Genomic DNA, 19,274 nt, shown 5'->3' on the forward strand with positions numbered 1-19,274 from the left:
GCCGGTCGCTAATGCGCTTTAGGGTGCGAGCGCTGAAGCGCATTAGTGATCGTGCACGCGGAAAGCGGGGGGCCGGGTTGCCGGAGCGGCGTTCGCCCGCGCGCCGGGCGACGATGAAGGACATCGCGCGCCGGGCCGGGGTCTCGGAGAGCGCGGTGTCGTTCGCGCTGAACGGGCGTCCCGGTGTCTCCGAGGCGACCCGCGCGCGGGTGCGCCGGGTCGCGGAGCAGCTCGGCTGGCGGCCCAGTACGGCGGCCCGCGCGCTGTCCGGCGAGGGCGCGGCGACGGTCGGTTTCGTGCTGGCCCGGCCCGCCGACACGCTCGGCGTCGAGTCGTTCTTCCTGCAACTCGTCTCCGGCATCCAGGAGGTGCTGGCCGAACGCCATCTCGGGCTGCTGTTCCAGGTGGCCCCGGACGTGGCCGACGAGTGCGCGGTCTACCGCCGGTGGTGGGCGGAGCACCGGGTGGACGGCGTGCTGGTGGTGGACCCGCGCGCGGACGATCCGCGCCCCGGTCTGCTGGACGAACTGGGCCTGCCCGCCGTGGTGATCGGCGGCGCGCCGGACGTGCGGCATCCGGGGCTGTCCACGGTGTGGGCGGACGACGCGGGCGCTATGGCGTCGGTGGTGGACGAGCTGACGGCGCTGGGGCACCGGCGGATCGTGCACATCGCGGGGCTGCCGGGGCTGGCGCACACCCGGCGGCGGATCAGCACGCTGCGCGCGGAGGCGGAGCGGCGCGGGCTGACCGGGGTGCGGTCGGTGCCGACGGACTACTCCGACGCCGAGGGCGCGGCGGTGACCCGGCGGGTGCTGGGCGGTTCCCCGCCGCCGACCGCGCTGATCTACGACAACGACGTGATGGCGCTGGCCGGTCTCGCGGCGGCGGCCGACCTCGGTTTCCGGGTGCCGCAGGACGTGTCGCTGGTGTCCTGGGAGGACTCGGCGCTGTGCCGTCTGGTCAGTCCCCGGCTGTCGGCGCTGTCGCGGGACAGCGCCGGGTTCGGGCGGACGGCGGCCCGTGAGCTGCTGGCGCTGCTGGACGGCGCCCCGGCCCGCGCGGTGGGCGTACCGGTGCCCCGGCTCACCGGCCGGGGCAGCACGGGGGTGGCACGCCCGGAGTGAACCGCGGGCGTGGTGCGGGGTGTCGCGTCCGGCGGGTGGGCGTGCCGGGCTCAGGGGGCGATCGGGAGCTGCCGCTTGTGCTCGGTGAGGTGGTAGCGGCGCAGGATGATGTCGAAGGTCTCCGGGGTGACCGGGCGGCCCTCCAGGAAGTCGTCGATGTCGTCGTAGGTGACGCCGAGCGCGTCCTCGTCGGCTTTGCCGGGGTTCAGCGTCTCCAGGTCGGCGGTGGGCGTCTTGCCGACCAGGGCCTCGGGGGCGCCGAGTTCCCGGGCCAGGGCGCGCACCCGACGCTTGGTCAGCCCGGTCAGCGGCACCACGTCGGCGGCGCCGTCGCCGAACTTGGTGAAGAACCCGGAGACCGCCTCGGCCGCGTGGTCGGTGCCGACGACCAGGCCCTGGTGGGCACCGGCCACCGCGTACTGGGCGATCATCCGCTGCCGTGCCTTGATGTTGCCGTGCACGAAGTCCTGGTGGAAGGGGTCGCGGAAGACGGCCCCGGCCTCCAGCAGCGACTGGAGCACGGCGTCCCCGGCGGGGCGCACGTCCACGGTCAGCACCTGGTCGGCGCGGATGAAGTCCAGGGCGAGCCGGGCATCGTGCTCGTCGGCCTGGACTCCGTAGGGCAGCCGCATCGCGTAGAAGGTCGCGTCCTGGCCCGCGGCGCGGACCCGTTCGACGGCGAGCTGGCAGAGGCGGCCGGTGGTGGTGGAGTCCACACCGCCGCTGATGCCGAGCACCAGCGCGCGCGTCCCGGAGCCGGTCAGCCGCTCGGCGAGGAACGCGGTACGGCGCTCGATCTCCTCCCGCGCGTCGAACGACTCGGCCACCTGGAGTTCGGCGGCGATCTTCCGCTGCTGGGCCAGGGACGGGGAGACCGCGTCGGTCATGGGGCGCTCCTTGCTACGGGGACTGCGGGACTGCGGTGCGGGCCCCGGCGACGGCGGCGGGAGACCCGATGCACGCACCCTACGTGGCGGGCCCGCACCCCGGTCTCCCCCGGTCCGGCGTGCGAGGACCCCTCGACGGGTCGCCCGTGAGGAGGCAGAGTTCGGGGTCCGTGCCGGTGGACGGCCGGACGGAACAACCGACGTACCGATGAGGGGAGTTGCCGTGAGCGGGTGGGCCGGGCGCAGTGCCGGGGAGATCGCCGCCGCCGTACGCGCGAAGGAGGTGACACCGCGCGAGGTCGTGGCCGCGCACCTGGAGCGCGTGGCGCGGCTCGACGGCCGGGTGGAGGCGTTCCGTACGGTGCGGGAGGCGGCGGCGCTGGCCGAGGCGGACGAGGTCGGGGCCCGCGCGGACCTGGGGGAACTGCCGCTGGCCGGGGTGCCGGTGGCGGTGAAGGACAATCTCGCCGTGCGCGGTGAGGCGCTCCGGGACGGCTCGGCAGCCACCTCGGACGCCCCGTCGTCGGCCGACCACGAGACGGTGGCCCGGCTGCGCGCGGCGGGCGCGGTGGTCGTGGGCCTGACGAACGTTCCCGAGCTGTGCGTGTTCGGCACCACCGAGGGGCCGTACGGCATCACCCGGAACCCCTGGGACTTCCGGCGTACGGCGGGCGGTTCGTCCGGTGGCAGCGCGGCGGCGGTCGCGGCGGGTTTCGTCCCGCTCGCGGTCGGCAACGACGGCATGGGTTCGCTGCGCATCCCGGCGGCCAACTGCGGGCTGGTCACGCTGAAGCCGGGGCACGGGGTGGTACCGGCGGGGATCGGCGCGTGCGACTGGTTCGGCATGTCGGAGAACGGCCCGCTGGCCACCACGGTGGCGGATCTGCGGCTGATGCTCGGGGTACTCGCGGGTGCGGACTTCCCGGCCCGTACGGCGCCCGCGCCGCTGCGGGTGGCGGTCTCCGCCCGCAGTCCGCTGGCCGGGATTCCGGTGAGCCGCCCCTACCAGGTCACCGTCCGGCGCGCGGCGCTGGCGCTGGCCACCGCCGGACACCGGGTCCGGCGCGCCGATCCGCCGTACCCGGCGTCGCTCACCGTGACGGCGATGCGGCACTGGATGGCGGGTACGGCGATGGACGCGGAGGATCTCGATCCGGCGCTGCTGACCCGGCGGACCCGGGTGCACGCGGCGGTGGGCCGGCGTTTCGTGGCCGGGGTGCGCCACGGCGACGCCCGTGAGCGGCTGCGCGACCGGCTGGCGCCGTTCTTCGCGGAGCACGATGTGCTGCTGACCCCGGCGCTCGCTCGCCGGTCCCCGGTGGCCGGTCCCTGGCACGAGCGGGGCTGGCTGCGCAACGTCGCCGTGAACTCGGCGTACACGCCGTTCACCCCGCCCTGGAACCTGACCGGGTGGCCGGCGATGGCGGTGCCCTGCGGATCGCTGCCCTCCGGGGCACCGGGTGCCGTCCAGCTCGTGGGTCCGCCCGGTTCGGAGAGTCTGCTGCTGGAGGTGGCGGAGCAGTTGGAGGCGGGGGTTCCGTGGCGCCGGACGGCTCCGGTCGCGGACGAGGACGGCCGACCGGGGGTCGGGCCGCGGAACGGCTGATTCCTTGCGCCGGTCACGCCGCGCGCGGCGTGACCGGCGCAGGGCGAGCCGTGGCTGAGGGCGAGCCCTGACCGAAGGAGAGCCGTGGCCGGAGTACCGGCCACGGCTTCTTCTCGACGGCCCGGACGCGGACCGGAGGGTCAGTCCACGCTGGGCAGGATGTGCGGCTCGGCGAGGTCGTCCTCGTAGCCCGCGAGGCGGATCGGGGCGGACCGGGCCCAGACGTCGAGGCTGCCCAGCTCTCCGGGCCTGCGGCGGGATCGCTCGGAACGCTCCGGGGAGATCTGATCTCGCGTCGTCTTTTCTGGTGTCACCGCGCACTCCTTATGTGTCGGTCACCCTCGGGCTGTGCCGGACACTCTCGGTCCCGGCACTCGTCGCCCGGTCGGGTCTGGATGAAAGGCCAGTTCGGACGCGGTGGCGCCGGTTCCTCGCGGCGGAGCGGACATGGTCGTGCCGCTCGCCCCGGTACGGACAGTGGGTGTGGGTGAGGTCCCGTACTGTGGTCCGTCGCCCTCAGGTTAACCAGATGAGCGGACACGCGCTCGATAGGGAGCGTAAACAAGCTGTCACCATCGTGCGTCGCGGAGGCCCGCGAGAGCCCCCAATATGCCGCTTGGCGGAGCAAAACGCACATTACGGAGACGCGAGTGAATTCACCCACTCGGCGCACTTCGCAGAACATCCGTGCGAACGAGAACACGGCTCCGGGCACGCGAAAAGCGGCTCCGGCGTGTTGCCGGAGCCGCTGCTCACCGGGGGACGACAGCGGCACTCAGTGCCGTATCAGCCCTGGTGGGGCTACCACTTGCCCGGTGCGTAGTCCTTCATGAAGACGCCGTACAGGTCCTCGCCGGTCTCCCCGCGCACGATCGGGTCGTACACCCGGGCGGCGCCGTCCACCAGGTCCAGCGGGGCGTGGAACCCGGCGTCGGCGAGCCGCACCTTGTCGGGGTGCGGGCGCTCGTCGGTGATCCAGCCGGTGTCCACGGCGGTCATCAGGATGCCGTCCTTCTCGAACATCTCCTGGGCGCTGGTGCGGGTGAGCATGTTCAGGGCGGCCTTGGCCATGTTGGTGTGCGGGTGCCCGGCGCCCTTGTAGCCGCGGTCGAAGACGCCCTCCATCGCGGAGACGTTCACGACGTAGGTGCGGCGGGCCGGGGAGGCCGCCATCAGCGGACGCAACCGGCTGATCAGGATGAACGGCGCGGTCGAGTTGCAGAGCTGCACCTCCAGCAGCTCCACGGGCGTGACCTCGTCCACCGTCTGCACCCAGCTGTTGGTGTCGTGCAGGTCGGGCACCAGGCCGCCCGCGTCGATCGCCGTACCGGCGGCGATCCGCTCCAGCGAGGCGGAGCCGGAGACCAGGGCGAGACCGGTGACGTCCTGCGCGGTGAGCGCGCCGGACCCGGCGACGGGCAGCTGTGCGACGGCGCCCGAGCCGAACCCGCCGATCACCTCGGCGGCGGGCAGCTCACCGGCGGGCAGCGGCCCGGACTCGGCGCCGACCAGCTCGCTGTACGCCTGCGGGGAACGCCGTACGGTCTGCGCCGCGTTGTTGATCAGGATGTCGAGGCGGCCCTCGGCGGCGACCGAGTCGGCGAGGGCGACGACCTGCGCCGGGTCGCGCAGATCGAGGCCGACAATCTTCAGCCGGTGAATCCACTCGTCGCTGTCGGGCATGGCCTTGAAACGGCGGATCGCGTCGTTGGGGAAGCGCGTAGTGATGGTGGTGTGCGCGCCGTCCCGCAGCAGCCGCAGCGCGATGTACATGCCGATCTTGGCCCGGCCGCCGGTGAGCAGGGCGCGCTTGCCGCTGAGGTCGGCGCGCACGTCCCGCTTGGCCCGGTTCTCGGCCGCGCAGCCGGGACAGAGCTGGTGGTAGAAGTAGTCCACCTCGACGTAGCGGGTCTTGCAGGTGTAGCAGGAGCGCGGGCGCTGGAGTATCCCGGCGAGCCTGCCCTCCTCGATCTTGGAGGAGGGCAGGATGCCCTCGGTCTCGTCGTCGATGCGCTCGGCGGAGCCGGTGGCGGTGGCCTCGGTGACGGCGCGGTCGTGCGCGGTCTTGGCGGCCCGGCGATCCTGGCGGCGGCGCTGCTTGACCGTGCGGTAGATGTGCGAGGTGGCCCGGCGGACCTGGATCGCGTCGGGGTGGTCCACGTCGATCTCGTCCAGCTCCCGCAGGACGCTCAGGCAGACCGCGAGGCGTTCGGGGTCGATGCCGGGGCCGTGGACGATGTCGTCCACGGCGGTGTCCGCGGGGACACCCTCCATGATCTCCGTGGACGCGGAACCGTCCTCTGTCACCGTCATCGCGCTGCCGCTTTCCCTGGTCACCCGTGCGGCGCTCCAAGTCGCGTCCGCCGTCGAACGGGGGATTTTACGGAGCGCCGGGCCGAACGGCCAAACCCGGACGGTTCCGGGCCGCCGTGCGCGGGGTGCGCGGGGTCACTTCGCGCAGATCTCGACCAGCTCGGCCGCCTCCTCGCGCAGGGCCCGCGCGAACACGTCGAGGTCGGGGACGGCCCGCGCGTCGGCGACCAGCCCGTAGTGGACGCGCCCCTGATAGGTGGAGATGGCGACGGCCAGGGACTGGCCCGGCGCGAGCGGGGCGAACGGGTAGACCTCGGTGAGCCGGTGGCCGCCGAGGTCGAGGCCGATCGCGGGCATGGGCACGCTGGTGACGAGGATGTCGAACCAGAGCCGGGCCGCCTGGCCGACCAGCGGTCCGCCGAGCCGGTGCGCGAGGGTCGGCACATGGTCGGCGAGCAGCGCCACCGCGCCCGCGCCCCGGTCGGGTCCGGCGTCCTTGTTGCGGGCCATCGCGGTGCGCACGGTGTCGATCCGGCGCAGCGGGTCCGCCTCCCCCACCGGCAGCGGGGTCAGATAGCCGGAGAGCCGGTTGCCGGGCGGCTGCGCACCGCGCGGACGGCGCCGGGAGACCGGCACCAGGGCACGCGGCGCGACCCCGTCGCTGCCGTCGCCGCGCTCGTCCAGCCAGCGCCGCAGCGCACCGGCGACCACCGCGATCAGCACGTCGTTGACGGTGCCGCCGGTGGTCTTGCGGACCCGGTGCACGTCGTCGATGTCCAGGACGGCACCGGCGGTCCGGCGGGTGCCGCTGGGCTCGGAGGTCAGCGCGGACGAGGGGCGCATCCCGAGGGTGGAGCGGGCCAGCGCGCTGCCGATGTCCAGCGCGCGGCCCGCGTCGGAGACGGCGCCGCGCAGCAGTCCGGGGAGCCGGCCGGGCAGCGCGCGGACCTCGGTGAGCAGGTCGCGGGGCGGATCGGCGGGGCGCGGGCCGCGTTCGGGCAGGTCCACGGGGTCGAGCAGCCCGGCGGCGAGCCGCAGCGCGCGCAGCCCGTCGGCGAGGGCGTGGTGGAAGGTGAACAGCACCGCGAAGGAGACCCCGTCCGCGCCGGGCAGCACATGCGCCTCCCACGGCGGCCGTCCGCGCTCCAGCGGGCGGCGCATCAGGTGTCCGGCGACGGCGTGGAAGTCGTCGGTGGGCGCGTGCAGGCGGACGTGGTTCAGCGGGTCGAAGTCCGGGTCTGGCTCGCGCGCCGCGCCGCCGAAGGCGAGTGGCTGCCACAGGTCGCGGATGCGCATCCGCAGACCGGGGACGGCGGCGGCACGCGCGGCGAGCAGGTCGGCGGCGTGCGCGCCCGCGGTGGGCGAGTGGGCCGCGAAGACGCCGAGCGCCCCGAGATGCATGGGGTGACGTGCGGACTCGATGTTCCAGAAGGCGAGATCGAGCGGGGCGAGCAGATCGGAAGTCACGGTGTGCCTCGCGTGGGAGACGGGTGGGGTCTGCGGTCGGACCAGTCAAGCCCCGGCCCGCGATCACGGTCAAGTACGGGCGCGCTACGCTCAGTTAACGCCAGGTAAAGTCCCGCCCCTCGGGAAGGGGCGGGACACACGGGACGCCGGAGGTCACCTCAGTACCGGTGGTGCCGCCTGGGGCGAGGTGCCCCACCCGGACGGGCGCGGGCCGACCGTGAACGCGATTGTGCGGGCGGCGCGCAGGGCGCGGGTCGTCAGATAGGTGCGGTCCAGCGGGGTGCCGTCGGTGCGGACGGACCGGGTGTACCGGTCGGTGGCCGAGGTGCCGGGCGCGGTGACGGTGAGCCGCCCGCCGGGCCACCAGCGCCGGTCCAGGGCGAGGTCCACCCGGTCGAACACCGGCGTGGACAGGCCCCACGTGTCGTGGCCGGGCTGCACCGGGAACAGGCCGATCGAGGACAGCACGTGCCAGGCGGACATGGTGCCCAGGTCGTCGTTGCCGGTCATGCCGGTGGGCCCGTCGGTGAAGAGGGTGAGCGCCGCGTGCACCACGTCGGTGGTCTTCCAGGGCTGCCCGGTGGAGAGATAGGTGTACGGCGCGATCAGGTCGGGCTCGTTCATCGGGTTGTACTTGTCCGCGTTGTAGTAGTCGTACGCGCCGCCGTGCACCCACACCTCGCGGGCCGTGCGGGCGGGGTCGGCGAGCAGCCGGTCGTACGCGAAGAACGCGTCCAGGCGGTCGTTGGCGGCGCGCGGTCCGCCGATCAGCCCCACCATGCCGGGGATGTCTTGCGGGACCAGCCACTGGTACTGCCAGGCGGTGCCCTCGTGGAAGCCGGTGCCGCGTGCCGGGTCGGCCGGTCCGACGAAGGCGCCGGAGGTGTCGCGGGCGCGGAAGAAGCCGGTGGAGGGGTCGAAGACGTTGCGGTAGTTGCGCGAGCGGGCCGCGTAGCGGGCGGCGTCCTCGCGGTGGCCGAGGTCGCGGGCCATCTGGCCGAGCATCGCGTCGGAGAGCGCGTACTCCAGGGTGACCGAGGCGCCGTGGTGGTAGTCGGAGTCGCCCACCTTGGCGTACGGCTTCCCGGCCACGTACGGCGCCCAGCCGTGCGCCAGGTACTCGGCGTTGGACTCGCGCCCCACCCCCGGGTACGCGGCGGGCGGCACCCCGTCGGCGTTCTTGCGCAGCGCACGGTAGGCGCGCTCCTCGAACCCCTTGAGCAGGCCCATGTGGTGGGCGGTGGTGAGGAACGGCGTGACCGGGTCGCCGCTCATGATGTTCGTCTCGACCGGCCCGTAGCCCCACTTGGGCAGCCAGCCGCCGTCCTCGTCCACCGTGACGACCGACAGGGCCATGTCCCGTGCCTCGCGCGGGGCGAGCAGCGCGAGCAGTTGGGCCTGGGTGCGGTACGTGTCCCACAGCGACCAGTTCTGGTAGTACGTGAACCCCCGTGCGCGGTGCGGCCGTTGGTCCCAGCCGGTGTAGCGCCCGTCGGCGTCGTCCCCGATGTTCGGCGCGAGGAAGGACCGGTACAGCGAGGAGTAGAACGTACGGCGCAGCGCCGGGTCGCCGCCCTGGACGCGCACGGTGGCGAGCCGCCGCTCCCACAGCTCCCGCGCCCGCTCCCGCACGGCGTCGAACGAACGCCCGCCCTCCGCACGGAGGTTGACGGCGGCGCCGCGCGGATCGGTGTACGACAGCGCGGTGGTGACCTCGACGGTGCGGTTCCGGGTGGTGTCGAACCGCAGATAGGCGCCGCCGCTCCCGGTCCGGGCGCCCGGTGCGACGGCGGCGCCGTCCCAGGTGCCGTACGCGGTGAAGGGGCGGCTGAACCGGGTGAGGGTGTGCACGGTGTACGGGCCGGAGTCCCGGCAGAAGCCGTGCCCGGTGATGGTGGTGCGCACGGTGCGGTCGTCGAGGATCTCGACCGAGCTGCGCACCGGCTTGTGCAGCGACTGGGCCGCGTTCAGCAGGACGTTGGCCTTGGCGGTGGCCGGGAAGGTGTAGCGCTGCACCCCGGTGCGCTCGGTGGCGGTCAGCTCGGCGCGGATGCCGGAGTCGAGGCGGACCCGGTAGTAGCCGGGGCTCGCCTCCTCGTCGGCGTGCGAGAACCTGGCGGCGTACGCGGCGTAGTCGGTGCGGGTGACCTCGTCGGTGGTGGGCAGCACGGGCAGGTCTCCGCCGATCCGGCAGCCGACGCCCGAGAGGTGGACCAGGGAGAAGCCCCGGACGCGGTTCTGGGTCCAGTCGTAGCCGGTGCTGTGGCCGGTGTCGGGCGAGAGCTGCACCATGCCGAAGGGCACGGCGGCGCCGGGGAAGGTGTTGCCCTCGTTCTGGCTCCCGATGAAGGGGTTGACCAGATCGGTGAGGTGGCCGTCGGTCCGCTCGGCGGCGCCCACTGCGGGGGTGGCGATCAGCGCGGACGCTGCCATCACCCCGGCCAGGCACAGCCGTGTGCGCCGGGTCCCTCTCATCTCGGATGACCTCCGGAGGTTCGACATCGTTGCCTGCATCGTGCGGGGCGAACGGCGTGAACCGGGGCATACCCGGAAGAATGTGTCGGCGCGTCGCGCGGATGGCCGCGCCGGCGGTGGCGGTGCCGGGGGTGGAGTACGCGGGGACGCGCGCGGGGGCGGTACGGTCCCGCCCCCGCGCGGGGACGGCGGTGCGACGGCCGGTCAGGGCACTCTGCTGCCCTTGCCCAGCGCGATCACCCCGGCCCGGGACACCGTGTACAGCTCGGCGTCGCGCTCCGGGTTCACGCCGATGGTCGCGCCGGGCGGCACCTCGACGTTCTTGTCCAGCACCGCGCCCCGTACCACCGCGCCCCGGCCGATCCGCACGTTGTCGTGCAGCACCGAGCCCTGCACCACGGCGCCCGGATCGACCCGGACGCCCGGCGACAGCACGGACCGGGTGACCTGGCCCCGGATCAGGCAGCCTGCGCTGATGATGGACTCCCCGGCGATGCCGCCCGCGCTGAACCGGGCCGGGGAGAGCTGGTTGGAGTGGGTGTAGACGGGCCACTGCCGGTTGAACAGGTTGAACGCGGGCCGCTCGGCGATGAGGTCCATGTGCGCGTCGTAGTAGGCGTCCAGGGTGCCCACGTCCCGCCAGTAGCCCTTGTCGCCGCTGGTCTCGCCGGGCACGTGGTTCTGGCTGAAGTCGTAGAGCTGGGCCTCGCCGCGCGCGGTGAGCTGGGGCAGGATCGAGCCGCCCATGTCGTGCACCGACTCGGGGTCCTCGGCGTCCCGGTGCAGCGCCTCCACCAGGGCCTTGGTGGTGAAGACGTAGTTGCCCATCGAGGCGAACACCCGGTCCGGGTCGTCGGCGAGGCCGGGCGGGTCCTGCGGCTTCTCCAGGAACCGTTCGACGGTGACGCCGTCCGAGCCGGGGGTGATCACGCCGAACGAGGACGACTCGGTGCGCGGCACCCGGATTCCGGCCACGGTGACCCCGGCGCCGCCCTCCATGTGCTGGGCGAGCATCTGCCGGGGGTCCATCCGGTACACGTGGTCGGCGCCGAACACTGCCACGTAGTCCGGCTGTTCGTCGTGCACGAGGTTCAGGGACTGGAGGATCGCGTCCGCGCTGCCCAGATACCAGCGCGGGCCGAGCCGCTGCTGCGCCGGGACGGGCGTGACGTAGTTGCCGAGCAGACTTGACATCCGCCAGGTGGTGGTGATGTGCCGGTCCAGCGAGTGCGACTTGTACTGCGTGAGCACACAGATGCGCAGCACGTCGGCGTTGACGAGGTTGGACAGCACGAAGTCCACCAGCCGGTAGGTGCCGCCGAACGTCACCGCCGGTTTGGCCCGGTCGGTGGTGAGCGGCATCAGCCGCTTGCCCTCACCGCCCGCCAGCACGATCCCTAGTACCGAAGGTCCTCCACGACGCATCGCCGCTCCCCTCACCCTGGTTGAACGTTGGATGCCCCGAGCGGGCCCGGCCAATCCTGTCCGCGTGCGAACCCGGGTCCCCGCCGGCCGATCTCCGTGCCCGCGAACGGACCTCAGCCGCCGTGCTGCTTGAGCACGTCCTCGTAGAGCGCGGCCGTGCGCCGGGCCACCGCGTCCCAGCCGAACTCCCCGGCCGCGCGCCGCTGTCCGGCCTCACCCATCCGGCGCGCCGCCGCCGGGTCGCCCAGCACGGTGTCCAGCGCGCGGGCGAGGCCCGCCTCGAAGGCGTCGTCACCGCCGTCCACGTCCACCAGCAGCCCGGTACGGCCGTGGTCCACGACCTCCGGGATGCCACCGACGCGGGAGGCGACGACGGGAGTACCGCACGCCATCGCCTCCAGGTTGACGATGCCGAGCGGTTCGTACACCGACGGGCACACGAACACCGAGGCATGGGTGAGGAGTTGGACGACCTCGGGGCGCGGCAGCATCTGCGGGACCCAGAGGACACCGGCGCGGACCCGGCTCAGCTCCTCGTACAGCTCGCGGAACTCCCGGTCGATCTCCGGCGTGTCGGGGGCGCCCGCGCACAGCACGACCTGGACGCCGGGGTCGATGTCCCGTACGGCGCGCAGGAGATGGGGGACGCCCTTCTGCCGGGTGATGCGGCCGACGAACAGCACGTAGGGGCGGCTCGGGTCGATGCCGTGCCGGACGACCGCGTCGGTGCCGGGGTCGGGGCGGTAGAGGGCGGTGTCGATGCCGTTGTGCACCACGTGGACGCGGGCCGGGTCGAGCGCCGGGTAGCAGGCGAGGATGTCCTCGCGCATCGCGGCGGACACCGCGACCACCGCGTCGGCGGCCTCCACCGCCGTGCGCTCGCTCCAGCCCGACAGGGCGTATCCGCCGCCCAGTTGCTCGGCCTTCCAGGGGCGCAGCGGTTCCAGCGAGTGGGCGGTCACCACGTGCGGGACGCCGTACAGCAGCTTGGCGAGGTGGCCCGCGAGGTTGGCGTACCAGGTGTGCGAGTGCACGAGGTCGCGGCCCTCCAGCGCGGCGGTCATGGCGAGGTCCACGGAGAACGTGCGCAGCGCGTCGTTGGCCCCGTCGAGCACCGGCCAGGGGCGGTGGCGCCGCACACCGGGGGCGCGGCCCTCGCCCCAGCAGTGCACCTCCAGGTCCACCAGCGAGGCCAACTCGCGGGCGAGGAACTCCACATGGACGCCCGCACCTCCGTAGACGTCCGGGGGAAACTCCCGCGTCAGCAGTCCCACACGCACCCGGCAACTCCCTGGTCTCGGCGGCGGCTCGCCCCCATCGTCACCCGGATGCGGCCCCGGGGGAAGGGCGCGGTGGCCGGACGAAGCAGCAGTCGCCGCAGACTCCGCCGCCGGGCACCCGGTAGTACAGGCAGCAGCTGCGGCGCCGGAACGCGGTGCCGGACCGGGTGCCGGTGCCGCGCAGCAGGGGGTGCGCGAGGAGACGTCCGGTGAGGTCGGCGGCCCGCTGCGCGACCTCGGTGCGGCCGTGTGCGCGGGCCCAGCGGTCCAGTTCGCGGGCGGCACCGGCGAGCGCGGAGGCGGCGTTTCCCCACAGCAGCCCCGAAGCCACCCCGTAGCGGGCCCTCAGGGTCGCCGTCAGGGGCGCGAGGTGGGCGTGCAGCACGGTGTCCGCGACCGCGTCCGCGCCCCCGGGTTCCGGGTGCGGGCGGACCTCGGTGAGCAGCAGGTCGTCCGGGGCGCCCGCCTCGGGGTCCCAGCGCAGCAGTGCGGGGTCCAGGTCGGGGACGGTGCCGTGCACGGCAGCACAGCCCAGCGCCACGGACCAGAGCCGGGCGGCCAGCCCCTGCTGGGCCAACGAGGCGCACACCCGGGGCTCGCCCACGCGCAGGCGGGTGGCGACGACATGGAGGCGGCGGGCGAGCACGTCGTCCTCGGCGCCCGGCCGGTAGGCGTCGGCGAGGGTGGGCGCCTCGGCGTCGTCGGGGGCCGCGGTGCCGGTGCGCAGGACGAAGAAGCCGCCCAGGGGCCGGAGTACGGAGAGGTCGGGGTCCACGGACAGCACTAGTACCAGGCTCACGGGTCCTCGCGTCCGGGTGGGGGGCGGGACTCGGGGTCGGGGACCGGACGCACCCGCCCAGGGGATGACCGGCGGGGCGCCGTACTCCATCGGCAGTAGGACGCAATGCGTGCTCAGGGACGACGACGTGGGGGGTGCCGGGCGGGCAGAGTGTCCGGCATGCACGCCGACCGTACGCCGCGCCGGGCCGAGGGGTCCGTCCGCCCGCGAGGGGACCGCCGATGAGCGCCCTCGCGCTGTCCGTCCTGCTGTCGTTCGTCTCCGCCGTCGCGTACGCGGGCGGTGCGATCGTCCAGGAGCGGGTCGCGGAGTCCTCCCCCGACGGGTCGTACCTGCCGGTGCGGCGGCCCGGCTGGTGGGCGGCGATGGCCCTCAACGGGACCGGCGCGCTGCTGCACGTGGTGGCGCTGGCCTGCGGCCCGCTGAGTCTGGTGCAGCCGCTCGGGGCGCTGACCATAGTCTTCGCGCTGCCGATGGCGGCGCTGTTCGTCGGCCGCCGGGCCGGTGCCACCGCCTGGCGCGGCGCGATCATGGCCACGACGGGCCTCGCGGGTCTGCTCGCGCTGGTCGGGTCGGGCGGTACGCACGCGATGGACGCGGGCAGCCGGGTCGCCGTCGCGCTCGTCGCCGGGGGCGCGGTCGCCGCGCTGACCTGCGCGGGACTCGCCGCGCACTGCCACCCCGCCGTACGCGGCGTCCTCCTCGCCACGGCGGCCGGTACGGCGTTCGGCATGTCGTCGGTGTTCACCAAGACCGTCGCCGTGGACTGGGACCGGGGTGTCGGCGCGGGCGAGGTGTTCTCGCTGGCGGCCGTCGTGGTGTTCTCGGCGGCGGGCGTCCTGCTCTCCCAGGCGTCCTACCGGGGCGCGGGCCTCACCGCCCCGCTGGCGACCCTGACCGTGGTCAACCCGGTGGTGGCGGCGGCCCTCGGCATCCTGATGTTCGGCGAGTCCTTCCGGTACGGCCCCACGGGCACCCTGCTCGCGCTGGGCTGCGGGGTCGTCGCGGCGGGAGGCCTGATCCTGCTGACGACGGAACGGCTGACCCGCACGGAGGCGGCGGCGCCCGGGGTGGAGACCGTGGAGGACGCGGTGACTGCCTGGCGGGCGGCGGAGGAGAGCGTGTGGCGGACCGACGCCGCGGTGACGACCCGGCTCCCCGCCGACCGGCACGGCGCGCGGGGTGCGCCCGCCTCGTCCGGTCCGGTCGGCGGCGTCGGCGCGGTTCCGCCGCAGGACAGGGCGGAACGCGCGGCGACGGCATCGTAGCGGTGTCCCACGGCGGGGCGCGGGGCCGCCGGGCTCCACGGCCGCGGGCTCAGAGGTGGACGCCCCCGGCCCGCAGGTAGGCCAGCGGGTCGATGTCGGAGCCAAAGGCGGGCCCGGTGCGGACCTCGAAGTGCAGATGCGGGCCGGTGACGTTGCCGGTGGCCCCGGAGCGGCCGATGCGCTGCCCCTCTGCCACGCCCTGCCCGGCCCGGACGGCGATGGCGGAGAGGTGGGCGTACTGCGTGTAGCGCCCGTCGGCGTGCCGGATGACCACCTGATAGCCGTACGAGCCGCCCCAGCCCGCCGAGACGACCTCCCCGGCACCGGCCGCCCGCACGGACGTACCCGTCGGTACGAGGAAATCGACGCCGGTGTGGTAGCCCTTCGACCAGTGCGAGCCGGAGGCGTGGTAGCCGGTGCCGATGGCGGCGGTCACGGGGGAGATGAGGCCGTGGGCGGACGCGTGGTGGGTGGTGGGCGCGTGCCTCTCGGGGGCCTTCTTCTTCGGAGCGGTCTTCTGCGGGGCTCTCTTCTCCGGTGCCCTCTTCTCCGGTGCCGCCTTCTTCGGAGTCGCCCTCTTCGGGGCCGCCTTTCCCGGGGCCTTCGTGCCGGAGGTGGTTCCGGTACGGGGGTCGCCGGGCCGCAGGCTGAGCCGCTGGCCGGGCAGGATGAGGTCCGGGTCGGCGCCGACGACGGCGCGGTTGGTGTCGTACAGCCCCTGCCAGCCGCCGCGTACGTGCTGCTCACCGGCGATGCCGGAGAGGGTGTCGCCGTGCACGACGGTGTACATCTCCGCGCGCCCGGCGCGGGACTGCGGGGTGTGCTGCGGGGCGACATCCCGTACGGAGTGGCGGGGTGTCTTCGCGGGCGTGCCGGACGCGGGGGTCGCGGCGGTGCGGGTCGCGGCGGTGTCGGTGTGGACACCGGAACCCGTGCGGGAGGGCGAGCCGGTGTGCGTGGGGGAACCGGCGCGCGGGGAACCGGGGTGGACGGTCGGGGCGGGGCCGCCCCGGCTCAGTCCGGCGCGGACCGAGCAGACCGGCCAGGCGCCGGGGCCCTGCCCGTCGAGCACCTTCTCGGCCACGGAGATCTGCTGGTCGCGGGTGGCGAGGTCGGCGCGCGCCGCGTACCGGGTGCCGCCGTACGCGGCCCAGGTGGAGCGGGTGAACTGGAGCCCGCCGTAGTACCCGTTGCCGGTGTTGACGTGCCAGTCGCCGCTGGACTCGCAGGCGGCGACCTTGTTCCAGGTGGAGGCGTCCGCCGCGTCGGCGGTGCCCACGGCGACGAGCGGGATCGCCAGCCCCGCGCCGCCCACCGTGACGGTGAGTGAGGCGCGGTTGATCCTGTTCGGCTGGTACCGGCGGTGCCGGCCGCGTGCGGCCATGTCCGAAATCCCCTCGCCGTGCTTCAGGAGCGGCAAAAGTATGCGCGCCCAACACACAGTGACAAGGCGGGAATTCGGCCGCGTGCGGAGACCTGTTGGCCGGGAAACGTCCCCGTGGCGCGAACACGGCGCGTGTGCGGGGCCGGAGTTCTCCCCCGGCCGCCCCCTGGTCGTCCCCTACGGGAAATACGGGGGAATGGGCCGCGAGCTGCCGGGAATGCTGAGCCGCCGGGCACGGTTCGCCCGTACACAGGGTCAGGGACGCGACGGATGTGCGCTCCCCGGTCGGGCACGTCAGGATGGGCAGGAGCCCGTACTGACGGAACCGTAGAAGACATGCAGCTAGGGAAGCAGGCGGTATGAGCACTTCAGCGCAGATCGGCGTCACGGGACTCGCGGTCATGGGACGGAACCTCGCCCGCAACTTCGCGCGCAACGGTTACACGGTCGCCGTGCACAACCGGACGGCCGCCAAGACCAAGGCGTTGGTGGAGGAGTTCGGGAGCGAGGGGAACTTCATTGCGTCCGAGACCGCCGAGGAGTTCGTGGCGGCGCTGGAGCGCCCGCGGCGTCTTGTCGTCATGGTGAAGGCGGGCGAGCCGACGGACGCGGTGATCGAGGAGTTCGCGCCGCTGCTGGAGCCCGGCGACATGATCATCGACGGTGGCAACGCGCACTTCGCGGACACCCGCCGCCGGGAGAAGGCGCTGCGCGAGAAGGGCATCCACTTCGTCGGCATGGGCGTGTCCGGCGGCGAGGAGGGCGCGCTCAACGGCCCGAGCATCATGCCGGGCGGCCCGCGTGAGTCGTACGACTCGCTGGGCCCGATGCTGGAGAAGATCTCGGCGAAGGCCGCCGACGGTTCGCCCTGTGTGACGCACGTGGGCCCGGACGGCGCCGGTCACTTCGTGAAGATGGTGCACAACGGCATCGAGTACGCCGACATGCAGCTCATCGGCGAGGCGTACCAACTGCTGCGGGACGTCGCCGGTTACTCCCCCGCGCAGATCGCGGAGATCTTCCGCACCTGGAACACCGGGCGCCTGGACTCCTACCTGATCGAGATCACCGCCGAGGTGCTGTCCCACGTGGACGCCGCGACCGGCAAGCCGTTCGTGGACGTGGTGGTGGACCAGGCCGAGCAGAAGGGCACCGGCCGCTGGACCGTGCAGATCGCCCTGGACCTGGGCGTCCCGGTCTCCGGCATCGCGGAGGCGGTGTTCGCCCGCTCCCTGTCCGGGCACGCGGCGCTCCGCGCGGCCTCCGGCGACCTGTCCGGGCCGCGTCCCGCCCCGCTGGGCGAGGCCGAGGCGGCGGCCTTCGCCGACCAGGTCGAGCAGGCGCTGTACGCGTCCAAGATCGTGTCGTACACCCAGGGCTTCCACGAGATCGCGGCGGGCAGCGAGGAGTACGACTGGAACATCGACCTCGGCGCCGTCTCCGCGATCTGGCGCGGCGGCTGCATCATCCGCGCGGCCTTCCTCGACCGCATCCGCGCCGCCTACGACGCCCGCGCGGACCTGCCGAGTCTGCTCTCGGACAAGACCTTCGCCCAGGAGATCGCGGGCGCCCAGGACGACTGGCGCGACGTGGTGATCGCAGCGACCCGCCAGGGCGTGCCGGTCCCCGGCTTCTCCGCCGCCCTCGCCTACTACGACGCCCTGCGCGCCGAGCGCCTGCCCGCCGCCCTCACCCAGGGCCAGCGCGACTTCTTCGGCGCCCACACCTACCGCCGCACGGACCGCGACGGCGCGTTCCACACGCTGTGGGGCGGGGACCGCAGTGAGGTGACCGCGTAACCAGGGGCACGGTCAGGGGCGCGTGGGACGGCGGGCACGCCGGGCCACGCGCCCCTGACGCGTGCACGGGGTCCTCGGGGTCAGGTGAGGGGCGGGCCGGGCTCAGGACTGGGTACGGGTTCCGGACCGGGCGGCACCGGTGACGGCGAGGGCTCCGGCGGGCCGGGCGCGGGCGGCCCCGGAGCCGGGGTGGGGTCGGGTCCGGGTGCGGGCGGAGTGGGCTGCGGTCCGGGGCCGGGCGGTGTGGGCTCAGGTCCGGGGCCGGGCTCGGGCGTCGGCACCGGACTGGGGTACGGGTCCGGCACGGGGGACCCCGGTGTCGCGGGTTCCGGGTACGGGTTCGTCATGAGTGTCCTCCGGCAGTAGCTGACGGTCACCGCGGGCGGTGACCCGTGGACCACTCCCCGCGTACCCGAGCGGGGGCGGGACAGTCACGTCGCGGGGGCGAGGCACACGGAGACGCCGTGTGCCGGTGGCGGGCCGGGGTCAGAGGGAACCGGGATGGGCGCGGAGCCACTCCTCGGCGGCGGCGACGAGCCGGGGCTCGGCGGCGGGAGCGACGCCGGGGTGCCGCTCCGCCCACCGCACGACGTACGGGCAGAGCGGCACGAGGGCGACACCCTCGCGCCCGGCGACGGCGTACAGCTCGCGGGCGAGGGAACCGGCGATGCCCCTGCCCGCGTGGGCGGGCTCGACCACGGTGTGCACGGGAACCAGCGCCCGCGCGGGCTCGTCGAGCACGAAGTACGCGATGCGGCCGACGACATGACCGTCCTCGACCGCCTCGAGCAGTCCGGCCCGCCGATCGTCACGGATCTCGACGCCGCTCATCTCCCGCCCACTCCCGCCCGTCACCGCGCCTGCGGACTGCGCTCCTGGTCCGAGCCGGGCACCGGTTCGGCGGCGTCGCTTCCGAGCGCCACGATCCGGTTGCGCCCGTCCACATGCACCACGCTCGGCCGGAACGCCCTGGCCTCGGCGTCCTCAAACTGAGCGTAACTGATGATGATCACAAGGTCTCCGGGATGCACCAGATGCGCGGCGGCACCGTTGATCCCGACCACCCCCGACCCCCGCTCGCCCTCGATGACGTACGTCTCCAGCCGCGCCCCGTTGGTCACATCCACGATGTGCACCAACTCCCCCGGCAACAGGTCGGCGGCATCAAGCAGTTCGGCATCAATCGTCACCGACCCCACGTAGTGCAGGTCGGCCTGGGTGACGGTGGCCCGGTGAATCTTGGACTTGAACAGGGTGCGCAGCACGAAGGAACTCCCGAAGATCGGCTCCCTGCCCGCGTTCTCGCAGGTCAAGGGCTTTACGTCACCTTACAGGCGCGACCGGACCCCGGTGACGGCGCTCGGGGACGCGGCCCCGACGCGTTGTCCGGGGTCCGAGACGGAGCGGTCGTACGCGCCCGCCGCCCGGAAACGGGCCGTTCACCGCG

Annotated in this window: 15 protein-coding genes; 4 read left to right on the forward strand and 11 right to left on the reverse strand. The window is 73.8% G+C overall.

Annotated elements, in window-relative coordinates; genetic code table 11:
- Window positions 1-113: 113 nt before the first annotated feature.
- Window positions 114-1,124 carry a LacI family DNA-binding transcriptional regulator gene (locus KUM39_RS18265; protein ID WP_372455779.1) on the forward strand — a complete coding sequence of 337 codons (1,011 nt, stop codon included), beginning with the start codon at window positions 114-116 and terminating at the stop codon, window positions 1,122-1,124.
- 50 nt (window positions 1,125-1,174) lie between these two features.
- Here KUM39_RS18265 and nadE read toward each other — a convergent pair whose 3' ends face one another.
- Complete coding sequence (gene nadE, locus KUM39_RS18270; RefSeq protein WP_217786761.1) at window positions 1,175-2,011, reverse strand: NAD(+) synthase; 837 nt, start codon at window positions 2,009-2,011, stop codon at window positions 1,175-1,177.
- Between the two features lie 223 nt (window positions 2,012-2,234).
- Here nadE and KUM39_RS18275 point away from each other — a divergent pair, with 223 nt between their 5' ends.
- Window positions 2,235-3,617, forward strand: coding sequence for an amidase (locus tag KUM39_RS18275; protein ID WP_217786762.1), 1,383 nt, complete (start codon window positions 2,235-2,237; stop codon window positions 3,615-3,617).
- A 140-nt stretch (window positions 3,618-3,757) separates the two neighbouring features.
- On the opposite strand, the gene KUM39_RS18280 is transcribed toward KUM39_RS18275, so the two are convergent.
- From KUM39_RS18280 to KUM39_RS18310, 7 genes are all read right to left on the reverse strand, one after another.
- The gene (locus KUM39_RS18280) at window positions 3,758-3,931 is read right to left on the reverse strand and encodes a hypothetical protein (protein ID WP_217786763.1); all 174 of its coding nucleotides are present in this window, start codon (window positions 3,929-3,931) and stop codon (window positions 3,758-3,760) included.
- Window positions 3,932-4,418: 487 nt separating this feature from the next.
- A complete protein-coding gene (locus KUM39_RS18285; protein ID WP_372455780.1) occupies window positions 4,419-5,930 on the reverse strand; it encodes an SDR family NAD(P)-dependent oxidoreductase in 1,512 nt (503 codons plus the stop codon).
- 135 nt (window positions 5,931-6,065) lie between these two features.
- Entirely contained in the window at window positions 6,066-7,397 is a 1,332-nt protein-coding gene (locus tag KUM39_RS18290) for a wax ester/triacylglycerol synthase family O-acyltransferase (RefSeq protein WP_217786764.1), read from the reverse strand.
- Between the two features lie 153 nt (window positions 7,398-7,550).
- Window positions 7,551-9,872 carry a GH92 family glycosyl hydrolase gene (locus KUM39_RS18295; protein ID WP_217786765.1) on the reverse strand — a complete coding sequence of 774 codons (2,322 nt, stop codon included), beginning with the start codon at window positions 9,870-9,872 and terminating at the stop codon, window positions 7,551-7,553.
- A gap of 204 nt (window positions 9,873-10,076) precedes the next feature.
- Window positions 10,077-11,297: a glucose-1-phosphate adenylyltransferase gene (gene glgC, locus KUM39_RS18300; protein WP_217786766.1), complete on the reverse strand. Its 1,221-nt coding sequence runs from the start codon at window positions 11,295-11,297 to the stop codon at window positions 10,077-10,079.
- Between the two features lie 113 nt (window positions 11,298-11,410).
- On the reverse strand, window positions 11,411-12,571 hold the full coding sequence (gene glgA, locus KUM39_RS18305) for a glycogen synthase (RefSeq protein ID WP_217786767.1): 1,161 nt from the start codon (window positions 12,569-12,571) through the stop codon (window positions 11,411-11,413).
- 46 nt (window positions 12,572-12,617) lie between these two features.
- Window positions 12,618-13,358: a (2Fe-2S)-binding protein gene (locus KUM39_RS18310; protein WP_217786798.1), complete on the reverse strand. Its 741-nt coding sequence runs from the start codon at window positions 13,356-13,358 to the stop codon at window positions 12,618-12,620.
- 239 nt (window positions 13,359-13,597) lie between these two features.
- Between KUM39_RS18310 and KUM39_RS18315 the strand changes: the two genes are divergently transcribed.
- Window positions 13,598-14,644 carry a DMT family transporter gene (locus tag KUM39_RS18315; RefSeq protein ID WP_217786768.1) on the forward strand — a complete coding sequence of 349 codons (1,047 nt, stop codon included), beginning with the start codon at window positions 13,598-13,600 and terminating at the stop codon, window positions 14,642-14,644.
- Between the two features lie 49 nt (window positions 14,645-14,693).
- On the opposite strand, the gene KUM39_RS18320 is transcribed toward KUM39_RS18315, so the two are convergent.
- Window positions 14,694-16,028 carry a transglycosylase family protein gene (locus tag KUM39_RS18320; protein ID WP_217786769.1) on the reverse strand — a complete coding sequence of 445 codons (1,335 nt, stop codon included), beginning with the start codon at window positions 16,026-16,028 and terminating at the stop codon, window positions 14,694-14,696.
- Between the two features lie 359 nt (window positions 16,029-16,387).
- On the opposite strand from KUM39_RS18320, the gene gnd reads away from it, so the two are divergent.
- Window positions 16,388-17,827 carry an NADP-dependent phosphogluconate dehydrogenase gene (gnd, locus tag KUM39_RS18325; RefSeq protein ID WP_217786770.1) on the forward strand — a complete coding sequence of 480 codons (1,440 nt, stop codon included), beginning with the start codon at window positions 16,388-16,390 and terminating at the stop codon, window positions 17,825-17,827.
- Window positions 17,828-18,313: 486 nt separating this feature from the next.
- On the opposite strand, the gene KUM39_RS18330 is transcribed toward gnd, so the two are convergent.
- Window positions 18,314-18,658, reverse strand: a complete 345-nt coding sequence (locus KUM39_RS18330; RefSeq protein WP_217786771.1) for a GNAT family N-acetyltransferase — start codon at window positions 18,656-18,658, stop codon at window positions 18,314-18,316.
- Between the two features lie 20 nt (window positions 18,659-18,678).
- Window positions 18,679-19,092, reverse strand: coding sequence for an aspartate 1-decarboxylase (gene panD / locus KUM39_RS18335; protein WP_217786799.1), 414 nt, complete (start codon window positions 19,090-19,092; stop codon window positions 18,679-18,681).
- Window positions 19,093-19,274 lie beyond the last annotated feature (182 nt).

The sequence above is a fragment of the Streptomyces corallincola genome (genome assembly GCF_019104725.1).
Classification (GTDB): domain Bacteria; phylum Actinomycetota; class Actinomycetes; order Streptomycetales; family Streptomycetaceae; genus Streptomyces; species Streptomyces corallincola.

Bases quoted from the DNA above. Each gene is read 5' to 3' on its own strand.
- KUM39_RS18265 (WP_372455779.1), top strand. From the start codon at position 114: ATGAAGGACATCGCGCGCCGGGCCGGGGTCTCGGAGAGCGCGGTGTCG.
- nadE (WP_217786761.1), bottom strand. From the start codon at position 2,011: ATGACCGACGCGGTCTCCCCGTCCCTGGCCCAGCAGCGGAAGATCGCC.
- KUM39_RS18285 (WP_372455780.1), bottom strand. From the start codon at position 5,930: ATGACGGTGACAGAGGACGGTTCCGCGTCCACGGAGATCATGGAGGGT.
- KUM39_RS18295 (WP_217786765.1), bottom strand. From the start codon at position 9,872: ATGAGAGGGACCCGGCGCACACGGCTGTGCCTGGCCGGGGTGATGGCA.
- glgC (WP_217786766.1), bottom strand. From the start codon at position 11,297: ATGCGTCGTGGAGGACCTTCGGTACTAGGGATCGTGCTGGCGGGCGGT.
- KUM39_RS18315 (WP_217786768.1), top strand. From the start codon at position 13,598: ATGAGCGCCCTCGCGCTGTCCGTCCTGCTGTCGTTCGTCTCCGCCGTC.
- KUM39_RS18320 (WP_217786769.1), bottom strand. From the start codon at position 16,028: ATGGCCGCACGCGGCCGGCACCGCCGGTACCAGCCGAACAGGATCAAC.
- gnd (WP_217786770.1), top strand. From the start codon at position 16,388: ATGAGCACTTCAGCGCAGATCGGCGTCACGGGACTCGCGGTCATGGGA.
- KUM39_RS18330 (WP_217786771.1), bottom strand. From the start codon at position 18,658: ATGAGCGGCGTCGAGATCCGTGACGATCGGCGGGCCGGACTGCTCGAG.